23 protein-coding genes are annotated in these 21277 nt (G+C 42.5%); all 23 read right to left on the bottom strand.

Going from position 1 to position 21277, the window contains the following annotated elements:
* Positions 1 to 266 precede the first annotated feature (266 nt).
* Positions 267 to 1274 (bottom strand): Holliday junction branch migration DNA helicase RuvB, encoded by a 1008-nt coding sequence (gene ruvB / locus ACEN2L_RS08400; RefSeq protein ID WP_306023880.1) that lies wholly within the window; start codon positions 1272 to 1274, stop codon positions 267 to 269.
* A gap of 128 nt (positions 1275 to 1402) precedes the next feature.
* Complete coding sequence (ruvA, locus tag ACEN2L_RS08395) at positions 1403 to 2026, bottom strand: Holliday junction branch migration protein RuvA (RefSeq protein WP_441743189.1); 624 nt, start codon at positions 2024 to 2026, stop codon at positions 1403 to 1405.
* 65 nt (positions 2027 to 2091) lie between these two features.
* Positions 2092 to 2613, bottom strand: a complete 522-nt coding sequence (ruvC, locus tag ACEN2L_RS08390) for a crossover junction endodeoxyribonuclease RuvC (RefSeq protein WP_306023882.1) — start codon at positions 2611 to 2613, stop codon at positions 2092 to 2094.
* Positions 2614 to 2624: 11 nt separating this feature from the next.
* Complete coding sequence (gene nudB / locus ACEN2L_RS08385; protein WP_441743187.1) at positions 2625 to 3092, bottom strand: dihydroneopterin triphosphate diphosphatase; 468 nt, start codon at positions 3090 to 3092, stop codon at positions 2625 to 2627.
* Positions 3093 to 3107: 15 nt separating this feature from the next.
* On the bottom strand, positions 3108 to 4874 hold the full coding sequence (aspS, locus tag ACEN2L_RS08380) for an aspartate--tRNA ligase (protein WP_441743185.1): 1767 nt from the start codon (positions 4872 to 4874) through the stop codon (positions 3108 to 3110).
* A 265-nt stretch (positions 4875 to 5139) separates the two neighbouring features.
* Entirely contained in the window at positions 5140 to 5544 is a 405-nt protein-coding gene (locus ACEN2L_RS08375; protein WP_441743183.1) for a DUF2802 domain-containing protein, read from the bottom strand.
* A gap of 78 nt (positions 5545 to 5622) precedes the next feature.
* Positions 5623 to 6114, bottom strand: a complete 492-nt coding sequence (locus ACEN2L_RS08370; protein WP_306023886.1) for a chemotaxis protein CheW — start codon at positions 6112 to 6114, stop codon at positions 5623 to 5625.
* Positions 6115 to 6138: 24 nt separating this feature from the next.
* Positions 6139 to 6846 (bottom strand): chemotaxis protein CheW, encoded by a 708-nt coding sequence (locus ACEN2L_RS08365; RefSeq protein WP_441743181.1) that lies wholly within the window; start codon positions 6844 to 6846, stop codon positions 6139 to 6141.
* Positions 6843 to 7622: a ParA family protein gene (locus ACEN2L_RS08360; RefSeq protein WP_441743179.1), complete on the bottom strand. Its 780-nt coding sequence runs from the start codon at positions 7620 to 7622 to the stop codon at positions 6843 to 6845. The genes ACEN2L_RS08365 and ACEN2L_RS08360 overlap by 4 nt, the downstream gene beginning before the upstream one ends.
* Before the next feature lie 84 nt (positions 7623 to 7706).
* The gene (locus ACEN2L_RS08355; protein WP_441743177.1) at positions 7707 to 8825 is read right to left on the bottom strand and encodes a protein-glutamate methylesterase/protein-glutamine glutaminase; all 1119 of its coding nucleotides are present in this window, start codon (positions 8823 to 8825) and stop codon (positions 7707 to 7709) included.
* A gap of 46 nt (positions 8826 to 8871) precedes the next feature.
* On the bottom strand, positions 8872 to 11034 hold the full coding sequence (locus ACEN2L_RS08350; RefSeq protein ID WP_441743175.1) for a chemotaxis protein CheW: 2163 nt from the start codon (positions 11032 to 11034) through the stop codon (positions 8872 to 8874).
* 12 nt (positions 11035 to 11046) lie between these two features.
* Positions 11047 to 11817 carry a protein phosphatase CheZ gene (locus ACEN2L_RS08345; protein ID WP_306023891.1) on the bottom strand — a complete coding sequence of 257 codons (771 nt, stop codon included), beginning with the start codon at positions 11815 to 11817 and terminating at the stop codon, positions 11047 to 11049.
* 33 nt (positions 11818 to 11850) lie between these two features.
* The gene (cheY, locus tag ACEN2L_RS08340; protein ID WP_441743173.1) at positions 11851 to 12222 is read right to left on the bottom strand and encodes a chemotaxis response regulator CheY; all 372 of its coding nucleotides are present in this window, start codon (positions 12220 to 12222) and stop codon (positions 11851 to 11853) included.
* A 54-nt stretch (positions 12223 to 12276) separates the two neighbouring features.
* Entirely contained in the window at positions 12277 to 13008 is a 732-nt protein-coding gene (locus tag ACEN2L_RS08335; RefSeq protein ID WP_306023893.1) for an RNA polymerase sigma factor FliA, read from the bottom strand.
* A complete protein-coding gene (locus ACEN2L_RS08330; protein ID WP_441743171.1) occupies positions 13005 to 13838 on the bottom strand; it encodes a MinD/ParA family protein in 834 nt (277 codons plus the stop codon). The genes ACEN2L_RS08335 and ACEN2L_RS08330 overlap by 4 nt, the downstream gene beginning before the upstream one ends.
* 29 nt (positions 13839 to 13867) lie before the next feature.
* Entirely contained in the window at positions 13868 to 15160 is a 1293-nt protein-coding gene (gene flhF, locus ACEN2L_RS08325; protein ID WP_441743169.1) for a flagellar biosynthesis protein FlhF, read from the bottom strand.
* Positions 15161 to 15192: 32 nt separating this feature from the next.
* Complete coding sequence (flhA, locus tag ACEN2L_RS08320) at positions 15193 to 17292, bottom strand: flagellar biosynthesis protein FlhA (RefSeq protein WP_306023896.1); 2100 nt, start codon at positions 17290 to 17292, stop codon at positions 15193 to 15195.
* A gap of 169 nt (positions 17293 to 17461) precedes the next feature.
* Entirely contained in the window at positions 17462 to 18586 is a 1125-nt protein-coding gene (gene flhB / locus ACEN2L_RS08315; protein ID WP_441743166.1) for a flagellar biosynthesis protein FlhB, read from the bottom strand.
* Between the two features lie 12 nt (positions 18587 to 18598).
* Entirely contained in the window at positions 18599 to 19378 is a 780-nt protein-coding gene (gene fliR / locus ACEN2L_RS08310) for a flagellar biosynthetic protein FliR (protein ID WP_306023898.1), read from the bottom strand.
* A 6-nt stretch (positions 19379 to 19384) separates the two neighbouring features.
* Positions 19385 to 19654 (bottom strand): flagellar biosynthesis protein FliQ, encoded by a 270-nt coding sequence (gene fliQ, locus ACEN2L_RS08305; protein ID WP_306023899.1) that lies wholly within the window; start codon positions 19652 to 19654, stop codon positions 19385 to 19387.
* A 4-nt stretch (positions 19655 to 19658) separates the two neighbouring features.
* The gene (gene fliP / locus ACEN2L_RS08300) at positions 19659 to 20414 is read right to left on the bottom strand and encodes a flagellar type III secretion system pore protein FliP (protein WP_441743164.1); all 756 of its coding nucleotides are present in this window, start codon (positions 20412 to 20414) and stop codon (positions 19659 to 19661) included.
* Complete coding sequence (gene fliO, locus ACEN2L_RS08295; protein ID WP_306023901.1) at positions 20404 to 20904, bottom strand: flagellar biosynthetic protein FliO; 501 nt, start codon at positions 20902 to 20904, stop codon at positions 20404 to 20406. The genes fliP and fliO overlap by 11 nt, the downstream gene beginning before the upstream one ends.
* Positions 20864 to 21259 (bottom strand): flagellar motor switch protein FliN, encoded by a 396-nt coding sequence (gene fliN / locus ACEN2L_RS08290; protein WP_306023902.1) that lies wholly within the window; start codon positions 21257 to 21259, stop codon positions 20864 to 20866. Before fliN ends, fliO begins: the two co-directional genes overlap by 41 nt.
* Positions 21260 to 21277: the final 18 nt, after the last annotated feature.

Here is a 21277-nt window from a genome sequence, read left to right as displayed (position 1 = left end):
TTTCAGTAAACCAGGAAGAAATGAAAGGTCTAGCATTAGTTTTTATAATGAATAAAAACAATTTTTTTCAGTTGTAGGCAATTAACTTACGTTTATACTAATCACAGTTTTCTTGAAGGCAGTTGTGCTTCTAAGTACAGCGGTCTGTAGATGCTCCAGTCAATTTGTGTTGACTAACATGTTCCCTGGATATTTCCTCAACAGTTTTTGTTGTTAACCCACGAATTTCGTGGGTTTTTTTTTGGATTTTTATCGGGTTTGCTGACTTAGCTAGGAGAGTAATCACGATTGAAATGCAAGAACGCCCTTTGTGTCGCAATTCGCCCTCGAGGTGTTCGTTGTAAAAAGCCCTGCTGAATTAAAAAAGGCTCAATCACATCTTCTATTGTATCTTTCTCCTCTCCAATGGCAGCGGCTAGGTTTTCTAAACCAACTGGCCCACCTAAAAATTTGTCGATGATAGCAACCAACAATTTTCTATCCATATAATCAAAGCCTTCTCCATCAACGTCTAGCATATCTAATGCATTACACGCGACTTCAGCGGTAATCTCTCCTTTGGCTTTTACCTCTGCAAAATCTCGTACGCGTCTGAGTAACCGATTACTGATCCTTGGTGTACCGCGGGAGCGTCGTGCAATCTCAATTGCACCCGCTTCATCAATGGGCAAATTTAAATAGCTTGAAGAACGTTTTACTATGGTAGTTAAGTCTTTAACACTATAAAACTCAAGGCGTTGGACGATACCAAAACGATCTCGTAAAGGGGAGGTTAATGAGCCGGCTCGCGTTGTTGCTCCAACTAACGTAAAAGGAGGTAATTCAAGCTTGATGGAACGCGCAGCGGGTCCTTCACCAATCATGATATCTAATTGGTAATCTTCCATAGCTGGATAGAGAATTTCCTCAACAACTGGCGAAAGGCGGTGGATCTCGTCAATAAATAGCACATCATTTTCTTCAAGATTTGTTAGTAAAGCCGCCAAATCACCGGCTTTTTCAAGGACAGGTCCAGACGTGGTTTTTATTCCCACGCCCATTTCATTTGCTACAATGTTAGCCAGTGTCGTTTTACCTAAGCCAGGAGGGCCAAAGATGAGTAAATGATCTAAAGGTTCTTGCCTTTGCCGCGCCGCGGCAATAAAGATTTCCATTTGTGAGCACACATGATCTTGCCCAGTGTAGTCAGCCAACATTTTTGGTCGAATAGCACGGTCGATAAGTTCATCTTCTCTGTTGGCAACAGGTTGTATTAGTCGGTCAGCTTCAATCATGTTTTTACAGTGTATTCTTAGGTAATGTTACTGATATCACGGGTTAACGAGATAAGTTAATGGGTTTACTGCTCAGTACGTTAGCAGAATTGTTGGTGAATATCTTATAAAAGCAAATTAGTTTTTGATTAAATCATTGCCCTTAATGCTTCTCTGATCAAGGCTTCACTGCTCATCTCAGATTTATACACTGAGTTGATAACCTTACTTCCCTGAGCAGGCTTATAGCCTAAGGCAACTAGCGCACTTAAGGCTTCTTCCTTGGCATCATTACTTTGTAAAAATGTATTTTCGATAGGTAGACTCGATACACGACCGAACGCTTCGGTATTGCTGGGAGCTACAGACAATTTTGTCAATCGATCTCGCAATTCAATAACCAAACGTTCTGCTGTTTTTTTGCCCACCCCGGGTAATTTAGTTAAACCGGTGACATCATCAAGGCTCACTGCTTGCATAAATTGAGCAGCATTCATGCCCGATAAGATGGTTAAAGCTAACTTAGGACCTACCCCACTCGCTTTGATGAGTTCACGAAATACAGCTCTTTCTTGTTTATTAGCAAAACCGAATAATAATTGAGCATCTTCTCTGACCACAAAATGCACACACAAGCTAACTTCTTGGCCCACATCCGGCAATTGATAAAAACTGGTCATAGGGACTTGCACTTCGTAACCAACGCCTCCAGCTTCAATTAAAATTTCTGGAGCTTGTTTTTCTAATAAAATGCCACGAATACTGCCGATCATAATAATTCCTGTCGCTTAGCAGATGGCTGAGCTTAGATAAAGGCTGGTTAATAGGTTTGCAAGGCTCATCTTAAGCGCCCTCGCACTGTCTTACTCGCTTGCCCCAACATCTTAATCAAGCTTTGTTGTGTATGACTATGACACAGCGCGACGGCGAGCGCATCTGCAGCATCTGCCTGTGGGCTGGCGCTTAACTTTAATAAATAAGTGACCATATGCTGTACTTGGCTTTTATCCGCATTACCTTTTCCCACCACTGATTGTTTAATTTGTCTGGCAGAATATTCCGCGACCGGTAGATTGTGATATGTAGCAGCCACAATTGCGGCGCCACGTGCTTGACCAAGTTTTAATGCCGAATCAGGATTCTTAGCCATAAAAACTTGCTCAATCGCAAACTCAGTAGGCCTAAACTGCGTGATAATTTCACTGACGCCGTCAAATATTTGTTTTAATCTTGGCGCAAGAGGATCACCTTGCATACGAATACAGCCACTACCCAAATATTCTGTTTTAGCCCCAAGCTGTTTAATAATGCCATAACCGGTCAATCTCGAGCCGGGATCAATGCCTAAGATAATCGCCATTTAATCCCTTATTACTCTGACATATCATCATTATCAACTACCTTTGGGACAAAACGTTCAATCGCCGCTTTATTGGTTTCAGACCAGACCTTTTCTATAGCCTGCGCCTTTGGTAGCCAAGAAAATGCACTGTGCTCAGTCAAAATAATCTGCTGATCATTAACGACTTGAACACTAAAAACATATTCCGTATTGGTACTGACATCTGGGGGGTATCGATGACGCCAGCGAGAACGTATTTCATATTGATTCGTTTGCTTACAATCAACAAGTTGATAATTTGAAGCAGTAATATCAATACCGGTTTCTTCCCGCACTTCGCGGATAGCAGTTTGCAAAGGTGACTCGCCCTGTTCACGAGTCCCCGTTACTGACTGCCAAAACAAGGGGTCGTCATTTCGTTGTAGTACCAAAACCTGCCCAGCCATATTGTATATGACTATCAGGGCAGATTCAGGAATACGCCATTGACTACTCACAAACCGCCAAGCTGACTATTTTTCAACGGCAGGTTTGACAGTTTGAATTGCTAACTCTTTCAACTGCTCAGGATTCGCTTCGCCTGGGGCATTAGTTAAAGGACATGCTGCTGTTGTCGTTTTAGGAAAAGCCATCACGTCACGAATCGAAGTAGCACCTGTCATTAACATCACCAACCGGTCAAGACCAAAGGCAAGTCCAGCGTGAGGGGGGGCACCAAATTTCAGGGCTTCTAACAAGAAACCGAACTTAATTTGTGCTTCATCATCACTGATACCAAGGAGTTGAAAAACTTTTGCTTGAATATCTTGTTGATGAATACGTACCGAGCCACCTCCAAGCTCAACACCATTTAAAACCATGTCGTAAGCATTCGACAATGCATTAGCTGGATCAGCGGCTAATTCTTCTGCACTGAGGTCTCGTGGTGCGGTAAAAGGATGATGAAGTGCATAAAAGCGACCATCAATCTCTTCAAACATAGGAAAATCAACAACCCACAATGGACGCCACTCGCCTTCCAACAGGTTTAAATCTTCGCCCAACTTTAAACGCAAAGCGCCCATGGCTTCTGTAACAACAGTTTTGTTATCTGCACCAAATAAAATCAAATCACCTGATTGCGCACCACAGCGCTCGACGATAGCCAGTGCCGCAGTCTCTGGCAAAAATTTGAGTACTGGTGATTGTAAACCATCCATGCCTGCAGCTAGGTCGTTGACTTTCATCCAAGCTAAGCCTTTAGCACCATAAATAGCTACAAATTTTGCGTAGTCATCTAACTGTTTACGAGATAGGGAGGCGCCACTTGGCACTTTTATAACAGCAATGCGTCCTTTAGGATCATTGGCAGGCTCGGCGAATACTTTAAATTCAACTTCGGCTAATAAATCGGCAACATCAGTCAATTCAAGTGGGTTACGCAAGTCAGGCTTGTCACTACCAAAACGACGCATCGCTTCTGCATAAGTCATTTGAGGAAACACGCCTAAATCAACGTTTAACATTTTTTGAAATAGATCACGGATCATATTTTCAGTAATAGACATGACGCCGGCTGCGTCTAAAAACGTTGTTTCTATATCTATTTGGGTAAATTCTGGTTGACGATCAGCGCGTAAGTCTTCGTCACGAAAACACTTTACAATTTGATAATAACGATCCATTCCAGCCATCATCAGCAATTGTTTAAACAACTGTGGAGACTGAGGCAATGCAAAAAATTGACCTTTATGTGTTCGACTTGGTACCAAATAATCTCTGGCGCCTTCAGGTGTCGCTTTGGTCAAAATAGGAGTTTCAATATCTAAAAAACCAGCATTATCCATAAAGCTGCGAACGGCGCTGGTAACTTTGGCTCTAAATTTTAAACGGTCACTCATCAAAGGACGGCGCAAGTCCAAATAACGATACTTAAGGCGCTGCTCTTCGGAGTTTTCTTGATTCCAATCTAAGGGCAATGGCGCAGATTTATTTAATATCGTTAAAGATTTACCCAGCATCTCAATCTCACCAGTGGACATATCACTGTTTACTTGACCAGCTGGACGAGGGCGGACAAGGCCACTGAGTTGCACACAAAACTCGTTGCGTAAACTATTAGCAACGTCAAATAGCTCTGCTAAATCAGGATCAAAAACCACTTGAACAATGCCTTCACGATCGCGTAGATCGATAAAAATAACACCTCCAAGATCGCGACGGCGGTTTACCCAGCCACACAAGGTTACAGTTTGCCCAATATAGGATGCATTGATGTTGCCACAATAATCTGTGCGCATGAAAACTCGCCTCTAAATCAATAATACGGATGAAATTTACGGCCGCGTAGTATACACGTAATTAATATCAAGATGCATCGCATGCGCCACAATTAAGTTCTTTTTAGTTGCTTCTATTCAACTTAAGTAAAAAAAACGGAGAAGCGTCAGCCTCGATGGAAGTGATAAAAGTCAGCAACAGATTTTGCATCACTCACGATGACCTATAAACACGCAGTTGATGATCAATGTTAGCGTAGTAGCCACAAATAGTGAGTCATTATTTTTATGATTGATGCAGATTAAAGAGCAGCTCTGCTTCGGCTCTAGGCAGGTCACATTCCCGCATCACTTCTTCAAGGGAAGCACCGTCAGTGATGAGCTTTACTGCGTTTAAATAGAAGCGACTTTGCGGATATTGTTCAGCTAGCTGCTGATGTTGCTCCCGTAAGCCTTTGATACTGACAACAAGTTCTTTTACTTTCCGGCCTAAAGCTTGGCTGCCCGTATGAATTTCGTGGAACTCATCATCCACTTCCTTTAATTTAACCTCGTTGGCCATGCTGATTTGCTGCAATAACAACAATTGACTCTTAAGTTTACGGGTTTGAATAATAAGATAAACGATGGCACCCCAGCTTATTAAGAACAGTATTCCTGTAATGACACTCATAATTAAAAACTGGGGCATGATTAATTCAACTAATGGATTTTCTATCTAAAACTCTTGCAATGAGTTCTCTTAAATAAAGTTTACCCTCATTAAACCTTAGATATTGGTAATCTCGTCCCACTCATCGTCATTTAATAATTTGTTTAAATCCACCAATATTAATAACTGACCGTCACGATTACTAACACCTTGGATAAACTTTGCACTTTCTTCAGTGCCAACATTAGGGGCACTGTCGATTTCAGAAGAACGTAAGTAAACAACTTCAGCAACGCTATCGACCATAATACCGACAACTTGCTCGTCTGATTCGATAATCACGATACGGCTGTTATCTGAAATCTCAGATGAAGGCAATCCAAAACGAGAGCGAGTATCAATCACGGTAACCACATTACCGCGTAAATTAATGATACCCAGCACATAATCTGGCGCCCCAGGCACTGGTGCAATTTCAGTGTAACGCAGGACCTCTTGCACCTGCATAACATTTATTCCATAGGTTTCTTCACCTAACTTGTAGGTGACCCATTGTAGAACGTCATCACCAGCAGTGACTTTATTACTTGGATTTTTGTTATTACTCATTGCAAAGGCTCCACCCTGATAGGGTTATTCGTTACTACTTAATCCCTGCGTTAACATACAAACAAGTTGTTGCACATTAACCAAGGCGCACATTTTATTTTTTACCATGCCCGCTAACCAAGGTCGGTTAGCATCTGCACTTCGCCACTTAACATCTTCAGGCTGCAAGGTTGAGGTGCTTATCAAACGCTCGCAAGCTAAACCCCAGCCACTATCATCTAATAGTATAAGATATTGATATTTTGCAGATTCTGCCAGTTTTTCAGCAGATTTTTCTGGCATTATCCATTTTGCCGTATCAACTACATTAAATTTTTGCTCTTTATGCAACATTACCCCTTTAAACCAACTTGGTTTGCCAAACAGAGGGTTAATCGTTTCAATCTGATGAATACCACCTAGTTCAGTTAAAGGCACTGCCAAGGTCAGACCGGATATTTCAAAAAACAAGGCCTGAAATGCAGATTCTGGTATCAGAGCTGCAACTCTTTTAGTTTTCTTTTCACTGTTTGTGGTTTTTATGTCGACACTTTCAACAATTACTTTAGCTTCTTCGGCAACAGGCGTCTCCACAGGTGCCACATAAGGTTCACTACGAGGAACAGGCTTAGCTTTTTCGAGCAAGCTTGAAATAGCCTGTTTTTGTAGGGAATCAATCACAGGCTCTTCGGTCAGCAACGCTGACATATAATCTTCCATGACATCTTCGTTAGCGAAGGGCTTACCACTCATGATTTATGATCCATATCTAAAATATATTTAAGTAATTTTTCATAAGCGAATACACCTCTGGATTTGGCAGAAAAAACAGAAGGCGGGGTCTGGGCCTGGCTAGCATCTCTAAATCGGGTATCAACAGGAATGACACCGGGCCAAACGCCATCACCATAGGTTAATTTCAGGTTTCTATAAGACTCGATAGCTGCATTAACCCTTCTATCAAACATCGTGGGCACGATTGTAAACGAGAACGTTTTATCGAGTGATTTTTGCATTATTTCCATAGAGTGCATTATTCGTTCTAGGCCTTTTAAGGCTAAAAATTCCGTCTGTACCGGCACAATCACCCTGTCGCAAGCGGCCAGCGCATTTATCATTAATACGCCTAAAACTGGCGGACAATCAATTATAGCAAAATCAAATTCGTCACTAATCAATTGCAAAGCCTTTTTAAGAATAAGCCCCATTCCATTTTGTGTACCCATTTTTCGGTCTAACGTAGCCAACGCCATCGTTGCGGGTAATATAAACAACGAATCAAGCTTTGTTGGACACAAACAGTCTAGTACATTTTCCCTCGTTAAAGATTTGCCACTGATGAAAACATCATAAAGACTCGAGCTTAACTGCTCTGAATCAACACCAAAGTAGTAACTTAAAGACGCTTGAGGATCGGTATCAACCAAGATAACTTGCTTGCCAGCTTGTGCGAGTAGACCGCCCATAGTCACGGTCGTCGTTGTTTTGCCAACTCCACCTTTGTGATTAGCAACTGTCCAAACAATCAAAATTGTCGCCTTATAAATACTGTAAAATCTTAATTTTAATCACCCGAAAAAATCAAGACAGACACTTACCAATATCATGTTGTATTAATTAAGCATTTCAGACTTAATTTGTTGGGACATGTGTTCTATATCATAATTTTGTTCGGCAATATTAGCGACCGTAACCGCCTGAGGCATGCCATATACAACTGAACTCTTTTCATCTTGAGCCCAAATTTTTGCGCCAAGTAACTTGAGTTCACGACAGCCTTCTCGTCCATCAGCCCCCATTCCAGTCAAGATAACGCCAAGTACATCACCACCAAAAACGCTTGATAAAGACCTAAAGGTTATGTCAACGCTTGGTTTGTACGTGATATCGGAGTATCGATCAGCATCTACAATTCGGATATGCGCAGAGCTAGGCCTTCCTTCGACTAACATTTGACATCCGCCCGGTGCCAAATATGCCGTCCCGGGACTCAGCAGATCGCCATTTTTAGCTTCTTTCACCGTAATGTTACACAAGTCATTTAGCCGATTTGCAAACGCTTCTGTAAACGCTGCTGGCATGTGTTGTACCATGATAATGGGATAGGGAAATGAGCTCGGTAAATCAACAAGGATCTTTTGCAATGCAACAGGCCCACCGGTTGAGGTTCCAATGGCCAAACATTTGTAACTTTTTTTGCTAGCATGGCTTGGATACGAGGGATGACTGTATTTGTCGTGTTGGTCGTTACGACTGGATAGCGAACTTAAAGATTGCCTTGGTTCAAACCTGTCAGTAAAAGATCTTTTTACAACAGAGCTGTGGACGTTGGGATTTTTGCGGGCCAACGTTTTAACACGTTGCTGTAATAATAGTGTGGCCTCTTTTCTATTCAGCGCTATATCTTCAAACTTTTTAGGTAAAAAATCCACAGCGCCAGCATCAAGAGCATCTAATGTAGCGCTAGCACCATCGTGGGTTAAAGATGAAAACATGATGATTGGCACGGGGCACAGGGCCATTATTTTCTTAACCGCCGAGATGCCATCCATAACGGGCATTTCAACGTCCATCGTTATTACATCCGGCTTGAGACTTTGCGCTAAAGAAATCGCTTCCATACCATTTTTAGCTTCTCCCACCACTTGTAACTCAGCATCTTCTTGAAGAATTTGAGTAATACGACGACGGAAAAACGTGGAATCGTCCACTATTAAAATTCGGTATGCCATTTAAACCTTAAGTAATATTAAAAACCGTAAAATGAGCTTACCGTCACTACACTTTTTTTGTTGCATAACGTTTGAGTAGGCCAGGAACGTCAAGTATTAATGCAATACCACCATCACTCGTTATAGTTGCACCCGCCATACCTGGCGTACCTTGTAGCAGCTCATCAAGGGGCTTAATAACCACTTCCTCCTGTCCGATCAGGGCATCAACCACAAAACCAAGCTGTTTTGTACCAATCTGCACCACCACAACGTGGCCTTTGGTTTTATCAACTGGGGTATGCTTGCCCGGAATTCGAGTTAACCATTCCTTTAAGTAAAACAATGGAATGGCTTTAGAGCGCACTATCATCGTAAGTTGACCATCAACCGTGTTGGTTTTACTGGCATCCACATTGATGATTTCGTTCACTGAACCTAATGGTAAGGCGAAGGTCTGCTCACCGACAACAATCATTAATGTTGGTAAAATTGCCAGCGTGAGCGGTACTTTTATCTCAAGAGTTGTTCCTATACCTAATCTTGAATCAATCTTTACCGTTCCGTTCAACTGATTAATTTTAGTTTTAACAACATCCATACCCACGCCGCGGCCAGATACTTCAGAGATTTCAGTTTTGGTTGAGAATCCTGGGGCAAATATGAGGTTGAACGCCTCAACATCCGTCATTCTGGCTGCCGTGTCAGCATCCATAACGCCCCGTTTTATGGCTATCTCTTTTAACTTTTCAGGATCCATACCCTTACCATCGTCTGTGATAGTAAGCAATATATGGTCGCCTTCTTGAGAGGCTGCTAATTTAACCGTTCCCATACTTGGCTTGCCCGCGGCTTTACGATCTTCTGGTGATTCAATACCATGATCAACCGAGTTTCTTACCAAATGCACCAAGGGATCGGCTAAGGCTTCAACTAAGTTTTTATCTAAATCTGTTTCTTCACCTTCGAGTTCTAAGGTGATTTCTTTCTTCAATGCTCGAGCAAGATCACGAACAACCCGAGGGAAGCGGCCAAACACTTTCTTAATCGGCTGCATCCGAGTTTTCATGACCGCGCCTTGCAAATCTCCAGTTACCACATCTAAATTCGCAATCGCTTTCGACATGCTTTCATCATTGGTATTAATACCAAGGCTGATGAGTCGGTTACGCACTAAAACTAACTCTCCCACCATGTTCATGATTTGGTCGAGTCGCTTAGTGTCAACCCTGACTGTCGTTTCGGCTTGTGGTGCGGCGGCTGATTTTTTATCTTCTTTGGGATCAGGCTCTAATGCAGGTTTCGCTTTTTCAACCGGTTTAACCACTGATGGCGCTGGTTTGTTAACTGCTGCACTTGCTTTTACCGGTTCAGATTTTGTTGGCGCAGGCGTTTCTTTTTTAGGTGGCTGAGCAGCTTCAACGGTATCAGGTGCTTTACCTTTACCGTGTAACTCATCAAGCAAGGCCTCAAATTCCTCGTCGCTGATTTCATCACTCGCTGGGGGTTTTTTACTTACTTTTTCAGCTGAATCAACACTTTTGGCAGCAGGCTTTGCTTCTGCCTCCACCTTGAACTTGCCTTTGCCATGCAATTCATCAAGCAGTGCTTCAAATTCATCATCACTGATGTCTTGATCAGCATTTGCTGGATTAGACGGTTGACTGACTGCTGGTTTAGCAGCTGGAGCGCTTGATTTACCATGTAATTCGTCAAGCAAAGCTTCAAATTCGTCTTCACTGAAATCATCAGAGTCGGACGGGTTAGTACTTTCCACCGCAAGGGGGTCTGACGTGTCGTCGGCAACTGTGTCGTGCTCAATCGCCACCTCGTCTTCTGACTCCGGGCGACTCAATCTATGAAGAGTATCTAATAATTCTTGGCCAGCGGGCACTAAGGGCTGGGCGGCTTTTACACTATCAAACATTTTTACCACTTCATCAGTGGCCTGTAAGATAACATCCATAAGTTCAGGAGTGAGTGTACGTTGGCCTGTACGCATTACGTCGAATACGTTTTCAGCACCATGACAGACATCAACGAGCTCGGTCAGAGATAGAAATCCTGCACCACCTTTGACGGTATGGTACCCCCTAAAGATAGCATTAAGTAAACCTGCATCTTCTGGGTTATTTTCAAGATCAACAAGTTGTTCTTGTAGTTGTTCTAAGATCTCTCCTGCTTCAACGAGAAAGTCTTGTAATATATCCTCATCCACATCAAAAGCCATACAGTAGCACCCCTAAAAACCAAGACTCGAAAGCAAATCATCAACATCAACCTGATCTGAAGCAACGTCTTCACGAGACTCAGCATCTAAGATTGGACCTTCCGCTTTAATCGTATCGGCCTGATCATCTGAAGTCTTAGCTTTATCCTTACGTTGTTTAACGTCTTTGGATTCAATGCCACCAAACATGGTTAACATATAAACTAAGTTGTCTTCAACTTCCTTGACCAATTCAATCACTCGACGGATTACTTGCCCAGTCAAATCCTGATATCCTTGGGCCATTAGTACCTCTGTAAGCAGTCCAGTTAACTGCGCAGAGTCTTCACTTCCACTCTTTAAAAACGCATCCATATTTTTGCAAAGCTGGTTAAACTCCCCAAGTTGCAAATCACGGGACATCAATTTATTCCACTCTGGTAATAAAGTGGCGATCCCCTCATGAAGTTTTTCAGCGATAGGCATACATGAATCAACCAGATCCATGGTCTTATTGGCCGCATCTTCAGTGGACTGAATAACGTAGGTTAAGCGGGCCTGTGCATCGGGTATATCTTCGGTTGTTAAATTAACAATCCGTGGATCAAGCTGAAAATTATTTAACGAATCGTGCAGTTGACGGGTCAATTTACCCACTTCTGCAAATAGCTCTACTGAGTCTTGTACGCCAATTGTTTCTAGGAGGTCATTGGCACCTTCGTTGTCGCCTTTTTCTAATAACTCTACTAATTTTTTAGCTTCTTCTAATGAGATTGGTGTTTTGACCGCGCTTTGGGTTTTCATACAGCAATTCCTCTATATCAGGGTTTTCTGAATTCAACCTAAGCGTTCGAAGATTTTCGCTAGTTTCTCTTTAAGCGTAGCTGCAGTGAATGGTTTTATGACATAGCCATTTACTCCAGCTTGAGCAGCAGCGACTATTTGCTCTTTTTTCGCTTCTGCTGTCACCATTAACACCGGAATGTGTTTCAAGTTAGGATTCGCTCTAATAGCTCTAAGCAAATCAATACCTTGCATACCGGGCATATTCCAATCAGTTACAACAAAGTCAAAATCACCTTGTTGTAACATCGGTAAAGCAGTACTACCATCGTCTGCTTCTTGTATATTCGTAAAGCCAAGATCTTTAAGTAAGTTCTTGATAATCCGACGCATGGTTGAGAAATCATCAACAACAAGAATCTTCATATTCTTATCCAAAACTACCTCCGGTAAGGGTTTCAACCCATCTTCAATGCAAATTTAATTATCGTTATTTTGCCAAGCTTGCATGCGAGACTTTAGTTTCAACATGGCTTGACTATGTATTTGGCTTACGCGTGATTCACTAACATCTAGCACTTCACCTATTTCACGCAAGTTTAATTCTTCATCATAATAGAGTGACAAAACTATGGCATCTCTTTCAGGTAAGGTAGTAATAGCATGAGCCAGCGCTTTTTGAAATGAACCTTGTAACAAATCCTCAAAAGGAGTGTCCGAACCTTTGGTTTGTTCCGTGCTTACAACGTCTTCCGTTACGCCTAAATCTTCTATACCAATCAATTTACCAGAGTTAACTTCAAGTAACATTTGATGATAAACATCAATACTAACCTGAAGTTTTTCAGCGACATCGACGTCTCTTGCGTCTCTGCCAGTTTCACGCTCTACCTCACGAATAGCTTGAGTAATGGCGCGACCATTCTTATGCACTGAACGGGGGGTCCAGTCTCCTTTGCGGATTTCATCGAGCATTGAACCCCTGATCCGAATACCGGCGAAGGTTTCAAAACTCGCGCCTTTACTGCCATCAAAATTTCTGGATGCTTCAAGCAAACCAATCATACCTGCTTGAATCAAATCATCCACCAGCACACTTGCCGGAAGTCTCGCTAACAAATGATGCGCGATGCGCTTAACTAAAGGGGCATGACGTTCAACAAGCTCATTCTTATCTGTCATTTGTTGATAAGCTGAGGCTTTAGTATTCACCGATTATCGCCCACTGCTTTTTTACTGACTAATTGTTCCAAGAAAAACTCCAAATGTCCTCCTGGTTGTGAAGGTATTGGCCAATCGATTGCCTTTCTTGCTAGTTTTCTAATAGCTAATGACGCTGGTGAACTGGGGAAAGCATCGACAATCGCTTTTTGTTTTCTAACGGCTTTTCTCACATTTTCGTCAAACGGAATAACCGCCACTAATTCTAAAGCGACATCAAGAAAACGGTCAGTAACTTTACTTAATTTAGCAAACAATTCATCGCCTTCACGGGGTGTACGTACCATATTAGCCACAATTTTAAAGCGAAAAACGCCATGTTCTTTGTTCAAAATTTTGATCAAAGCATAAGCATCGGTCAAAGACGTTGGCTCATCACACACCACCATCAAAATGTCCTGTGACGCTTTGGAAAAGCTTAACACCATATCAGAGATACCTGCTGCGGTATCAACCAACAATACGTCAATTTGAGACTGCAGCTCGCTAAATGCTCTAATTAATCCTGCATGTTCGGTAGGAGTCAGCTCAGTCATAGACTGACTACCGGAGGTCGCCGGCGCGATTTTGATACCGTAGGGGCCCTCAACTAGCACTTCATCAAGAGTACATTCGCCTGATAAGACATGGGAAAGATTTTTTTCAACACGTAGTCCCAATAACACATCAACATTAGCTAAACCCAAGTCAGCGTCAAGCACCATGACTCGTTTGCCTTGTTGTGCTAATGAAATCGCAGTATTAAGGGTTACGTTAGTTTTACCTACGCCCCCTTTACCGCCCGTCACTGCTATTACTTTAATTAATCTAGATTGATTCATTCTTCTTAAGCTACTCGCTTGATCCTCAATCATACTGCCACTGCTGCTTTATGTGCGTCATTTCTCGTAGTATGAATTAAACCATATTTTTTATAAAGCTTCGCAGCACTGGTTATTAAAAATTTTGTATCAGCCATTTGCAAATCTTCCGGTACTCGTTGCCCATTGGTCAAATAACAGACAGGCAGCTTATGTTCAATCACGGCACTGATGGCCTCGCCTAAACTGTAACACTCGTCAAGTTTAGTTAAAATACACCCTTGTAACGACACTTGTTTGTAGGCTCTAATACTTTGTTGTATCACCTGATATTGGCAGTTTGCCTGCAGAACCAAGAATTTTTTAATATTAGCACACACATCAGCATTTAAGGTATCTAACTGTTTGATTAATCTAACATCTCTCTGACCAAAACCGGCAGTGTCTATTAATACTAGGCGCTTATTTCTATATTGAAATAATAAATCTGCTAATTCTTCACTTGTTTGTGCTTTTTTAACACTACATCCAATAATTCGGCCATAAGTGGCTATCTGCTCGTAGGCGGCAATGCGGTAATTATCTAAGGTAATTATAGCGATTTGATCAGCACCATATTTTTGCGCTCCTTGGGCCGCTAATTTAGCAATAGTCGTCGTTTTACCATTGCCGGTTGGGCCCATTAGCGCAACAACGCCACCATTGAGTAAAATGTCATCGTGCTTGGTTTGCAGCCTATTAGCCAATAGCTTCAATAAAAATACCCACGCCTCGCGCTCGTCTGCTTTGTCAGGAGCATAAGAAACCACTTCTTCAGCCAATGGGGTAGCAATACCCATTTGTTCTAATTTTGAAACCAAATAAGCGTGCAAAGGATGTTTTCGGTTTTTGTCTTGCTGTAACAAGCCAGAGACCTGGTATTGTAATATATTCCGTAACGAACTCAGTTCAGAACGCATTTCAGCAATAGCTGCACTGTCAGCGTTGGTTAGAGCGCTAGGCTTGTGAGAAGCCGTTTCTTTCTTATCTGCAACTTTGGGGCTGGGGCTTTCTGTTTGTCGTTGTGGCTGGGCAGAAACTTTTGACTGTTTCTCTAATAGGGCGCGCAAGCTATCTGGTCCCGAATCGCCTATTATTTCGCTTAAAGTCGGTGTTTTTACCGTCGAGCTTTTCAACTGCTGGGGTTTGAGTTTGGCCACGGGCTCTCGGTCGTAGGCAGCGACGATTTCAATGCCATCAGCATGCTTTTTATTTGACATAATAACCGCATCACCGCCCAGTTCATCTTTGACCTGTTTGAGTACATCGCGCATATCTTTGCCATAAAAACGTCTAATTTTCACCTTACCCCCTTACACCGTAGATAGCACAATAACTATTTTCCAACGGCACTGACTATTTTAATTTGTTTGTCATCTGGAATTTCCTGATATGACAATACATGTAATCCACTTACTGAATGCTTTAAAAACTTGGATAGCACGGGTCTGAGCATGCCAGAGGTTAACAGCACCGCAGGTTCCCCGGCCAATTCTTGCTGCTGGGATGCGTCACCCAAAGAGGTTTGCAAACGTTCTGCTAAACCAGGCTCTATACCGGCACCATCAGCGCCACCAGCTTGAAGTGACTGGTGCAACATCTGTTCCAATTCTGGTGCCAAGGTAATGACAGGGATCTCATTGGATCCGCCATTAATTTGCTGAACAATGAGTCGTTTTAACGAAATACGAACCGCTGATACAAGCACATCTGGATCATGGCTTTTCGGTCCATATTCGCAGAGAGTTTGCACTATGCTGCGCATATCTCTAATCGGCACACCTTCTGATAACAAGGTTTGAAGTATTTTCACCACGGTACCAAGTGGCAAAATATCAGGGACTAAGCCTTCGACTAATTTAGGACTGTTTTTTGCCAACAAATCGAGTAATTGCTGAACTTCTTCATAGCCCAATAGCTGATAAGCGTTGTTAGTCAGTAATTGACTGAGGTGAGTCGCTACGACTGTAGCCGCATCCACCACCGTATAACCGAGGGTTTGTGCGTGCTCTCTTTGACTTGCTTTTATCCAAACTGCGTCCAAACCAAAGGCGGGATCTTTTGTCGCTTTACCCTCTAATTTGCCAAACACTTGACCAGGATTGATGGCTAATTCATCATCGTGACTTAATTCAGCCTCACCCACCGTTACGCCCAGCATCGAAATAGTGTAACTATTTGGGTTTAAATCTAAATTATCGCGAATGTGCACTGGGGGGATAAGAAAACCCAATTCTTGAGAAAGCTTTTTGCGCACACCTTTAATTCGTGTCAATAATTCGCCGCCTTGGGCTTTATCTACCAAGGGGATTAAACGGTAACCAACTTCTAAACCAATAGTGTCGACTTGTTGCACATCATCCCAACCCAATTCTTTTATCTCAGCGGGCTGACGACTCTGCTCTGGGAAGTTACTGCTAACTTGGGGCTCTTCATCTACTTGTTTACTGCGCCAATAGCCATAATAGGCATAGCCCCCTACTACGGCACTAAAACCTAAAAACGCCACATGGGGCATACCAGGTACAATGCCCATTACAAACAAAATACCCGAAGTAATATACAGAGCTTGTTGATTACCGAGCTGCTTAGTCAACTCTTTGCCCATGTCTTGAGAATCATTTTCACGGGTAACAATGATGGCTGTCGCGATTGATAATAACAGCGAGGGAATTTGCGCTACCAGTCCGTCACCAATGGTCAGCAAAGTATATATTTCAATGGCTTCACCAAAGCTCAGGTCATGTTGGATCATGCCAATAAACAAGCCTCCTACAATGTTAATTAACATAATAAACAAACCTGCGACGGCATCCCCTTTAACAAATTTTGACGCACCATCCATTGAACCGTAGAAATCGGCTTCGCTGGTAATTTCAATGCGGCGCTTACGGGCTTCGTCTTGATCAATAAACCCAGCATTTAAGTCAGCATCAATGGCCATTTGTTTTCCTGGCATTGCATCCAGAGTAAAGCGAGCACTAACCTCAGATATACGACCCGCTCCAGCGGTAACCACTTTAAAGTTAATGATCAAAAGGATGGCAAATACCACGATACCTACTGCAAAGTTTCCGCCAATGACCACTTCACCAAAAGCTTGTATCACTTTACCAGCAGAATCAGCGCCCTCATGACCTTCAAGCAATACGATCCGGGTTGAGGCAACATTTAAGGCAAGACGCAAAACGGTGGCAATCAACAGTACCAGTGGGAAAATACCAAAATCCACCGGTTTTTTAGTGAACATTGCCACTAAAATGACGACCAGAGAAAGAGCAATATTAAAGCTAAACAGCACATCAAGGAGAAAGGCCGGCATGGGCAAGATAACCATGCCCATGATGGCCAAAAGAACAATAGGCGCACCTAAACCAGAAGCAACATTTTTGATTTGCTTCTTGTCGAACTGATTAAAATAGCTGGCTAGTTCCATGAACGAAAGTTTGACACTTGATGGCGATTGATAGTCTCACTGCAACTAGTAAGCCAATTTTAAGGTGAGATACGTTACTTGCTGACTTAATAAACAATACCCTCGAATTTTCTGCTCAAGAGCGAGGGGCTTGAGTTGGTTCGTTTTTCGACACAGCCTTTGTGCCTGTTTACCTTCTGAGCTCAGCTGGGATAGGCAAATCTTTACGAAGTGGTTTAGGCCGTTTACCCTTGCCTTTTTTATAGGCCTTTAACTGATAAACATAAGCAAGTACTTGTGCTACTGCCATAAATAATTTGTCAGGAATGGGCTGTTCAGCTTCAGTTGAGTAGTAGATTGCTCGGGCTAACATGGGGGACTCGATAATGGGAACTTCATGGGCATTAGCAATTTTTCGGATATGCATAGCTAATTCATCCACCCCTTTGGCAACCACAACAGGCGCTTTAGTTCCATTCTGATCATATTTTAACGCGATAGAATAATGTGTTGGGTTTGTCACAACCACATCAGCGTGAGGAACTTCTTGCATCATGCGTCTGGCAGCAGACTGATATTGTAATCGTCTTATCCGACTTTTTACTTGTGGATCACCATCAGAATTTTTACGTTCGTCTTTCACTTCCTGTTTAGACATTTTCATTTCTTTATTGTGCTTCCATGCTTGATAAGGCACATCAAAAATAGCAATTGGGATCAACGCACAACACATGATCAAAAAGCTCCACTGAACCATGTCCATGGCATGAAATAAATTCATCGGGTAAAGCTCCATGTCAATATGCAGAGCTTCGTCATGAAAAAACACCATGGCGGCATAAGCCATAGCGGCAACAATAAAAAATTTTGCTAAGGCCTTGAGCAGTTCCACCAAACCATTCATTCCAAACATGCGTTTGAGACCAGCCAAAGGGTTAATTTTACTGGCTTTTGGCGATGCTGACTCCCAAGTAAAGTTGTATCCGCCAAGGGCAATGCTGCCATAAATACCGGCAGCGGCCACTACAAACATAAACAACAATACCGGAGATGCGATGGTTTCAATGGCTTGTCCCCACGCCTGAAACATATGGTTATAGTCATAGGTTTCATCTCGAGACAAAGTAAACGTGCGCTGAGTAATGTTAAACATTGCTTCAGCGATACTTGAACTCATTAGCATAAGACAAGCAGCACTGCCGACCAAGACCAAGGCAGTAGAAAGCTCCTTTGAACGAGCTATCTGTCCCTTTTTTCGGGAGTCATCAACCTTTTTACCCGTGGGGTCTTCGGTTTTATCACTCTCATCAGCCATCGCTTACCCCCTTTACTGACACACTTGCAGCAGTTGACACATCAACAACTGAGCGCGGTCCCACAGCACTTCAAAGTGGTGGGTTAAATTGTCTAAGGTCAACCAAATAATGAATAAACCCATGATCTGAGCAATTGAAAAACCAAGACTGAATACGTTAAGCTGCGGTGCAGCTTTAGTCATAATGCCAAAGGCTAAATTAACGATTAGCAGCGAGATAATAGGTGCTAAAGAAATAGTTATCGCTGAAATAAACATCCAGCTTGCCCAGTGGGCGATTTCGCGAAATTGCTCGCCGGTCAACCAGGCCTCACCTATGGGTAAGGCCTCAAAACTCAGTACAATCATCCGGATCATGGCCAAATGACCATCTAAGGCCCAAAAAATTAAGGTGGCCAAAATAAGATAAAATTGACCAACGGCAGGTACGTTTATGCCATTCACGGGGTCAACCATCGACGCAAAACCTAGACCGGTTTGTAAGGCCACGATTTGCCCGGCTAAAACGAAGGTATTGAGCACCATATTTGATATAAACCCGATCGCAATACCAATAATGAGCTGTTGAATAACCAGTAGAAACGTTCCCACTGAAAAGAGTTCACCGATAGAAATAGGGGGAACTAAAGGCATCACCAACATAGTTAAAAATAAGGTTAATAGCGCTTTAGTCATGGTCGGTACTGACTTAGCACTAAGCCCAACCATCGCAGCAAACATGCCTGATATGCGCATAAACGGCAGCAACAAATCCGTCAGGTACTGCATGATGGTGCCAGATGCGACTTCCATAAGAGCTTAACCCACTACCTCAGGGATGCGTTCAACCATTGTAAAGGTAAAATCCATTAATTTTTGCACTAACCAATGTCCCCCCCAACTCAGCGCGAGCAAAGTCACGATTAAACGAGGTAAAAAGCTCATGGTTTGTTCGTTAATGGATGTTGCAGCTTGGAAAACTGCGACAATCAAACCCACAAATAAACTGGGTAGGATGATGGCAGATACCAATAAAATAACCATCTGCAGCGCTTCTTTTAAAATCTCGACAAAGACCTCAGGACTCATCTAATTACCCCATTCCGAAACTGTTAGCTAAACTACCAAATATCAAATTCCAACCGTCGACCAAAACAAACAACATTAACTTAAAAGGCAATGAAACAATCATCGGCGATAACATCATCATACCCATCGCCATCAATATCGAGGCAACCACCAAGTCGAGAATAAGGAAGGGAATAAACAACATAAAACCAATTTGAAACGCGGTTTTTAATTCACTGGTTACAAAGGCAGGGATCAAAACATTCATGGGTACATCTTGTGGATCTTGAAACTGCCCTTCCATTCCTCCTATTTGAACGAAAGTCTCTAAATCTTTTACCCGTGTTTGGGCCAACATAAAGGCTCGCAAAGGCTGCTTACCCAGTTCATAAGCCTCAAGAGAGGTAATTTCTTCATTCAGGTATGGCTGCAGCGCTGTTTCATTAATCTTTTCAAAAACCGGCGCCATAATAAACATCGACAAAAACAAGCTGACGCCAATGAGAATTTGGTTTGATGGTGCCTGCTGTAGACCGATGGCTTGACGTAATATTGACAATACAATAATGATACGAGTAAACGAGGTCATCATCATGACAAAGGCAGGTAATAGACTTAAAGACGTCATTATCGCCAGAACTTGCAAGGTCATGGTATAGTCTTGTCCACCAGTGGCGTTATCAGTCACGGTCAATGCGGGAATACCCGGCCCTGCAAATACAGACGTGCTGCACAGGGATAACAGCAAGACCAGCATGAACCAACTTAGTTTATTCATCATTACGCCCTTTTGTTGACACTTTATCTTGCTGCTGGCTGGGATTTATTTTGCCTGCCATAAACATAGCTAACTTGTCTTTGAAGTTATCGCCAGCGAGGGGCTTAGATTCAGCTAATGGCTGAGATAACTTGGCTAAATGATTAATATTGTGCGCGGTAACGCCAATAAGATGTTGCTCGTCGCCTACTTCAATCACCATCACACGCTCACGAGTTCCAGCCATCATTGACGCAACAACTTTTAACTGAGATGAACCCGCGTGAGTGACATTAAACCGACGCATCAGAAAGGCCAGCATAAAAACAACTGCGATAACCAAGAGTAAAGAGAGGAAAATTGACACTACTGAAGTAGAATTTGATAGTGATTGAGGCTCACTTTGGGCACTAAAAGAAAGTAAAAATAAAGGGCTTAGTGCAATCCAAGCCCATGAATTTAAAGGTAATTTACTACCTGAGTTTTTTGATTCTTTCCAATTGACTAATAACATCTGTTAGGCGAATACCGAATTTATCGTTAACTACTACTACTTCTCCATGAGCAATCAACGTGCCATTTACTAAAACATCTAATGGCTCTCCAGCAACCCGCTCTAATTCAACAACTGAACCTTGGTTAAGCTGTAATAAATTACGAATACTGATGTTACTTCTACCGACCTCCATCGATATCGTAACCGGGATATCTAAAATCGTATCCAGTTTGCGCTTTTCGGCAGGGGTAATCTCGCGATCTTCATCGAATTCATCAAACTCAGCCACACGAGGAATACCATCTTTTGCTTCTTCGTCAGCTTGTTCGGCCATGGCCGCTGCCCAATCGTCTAACTCGTCATCACCACTCATAAAATCTACTCCTATTGA

This window comes from Flavobacterium sp. W21_SRS_FM6 (genome assembly GCF_052119645.1).
Taxonomy (GTDB): Bacteria; Pseudomonadota; Gammaproteobacteria; order Enterobacterales; family Alteromonadaceae; genus Paraglaciecola.
Note: the sequence above shows the minus strand (reverse complement) of the source record. Positions and strands in the feature narration are given on the sequence as shown.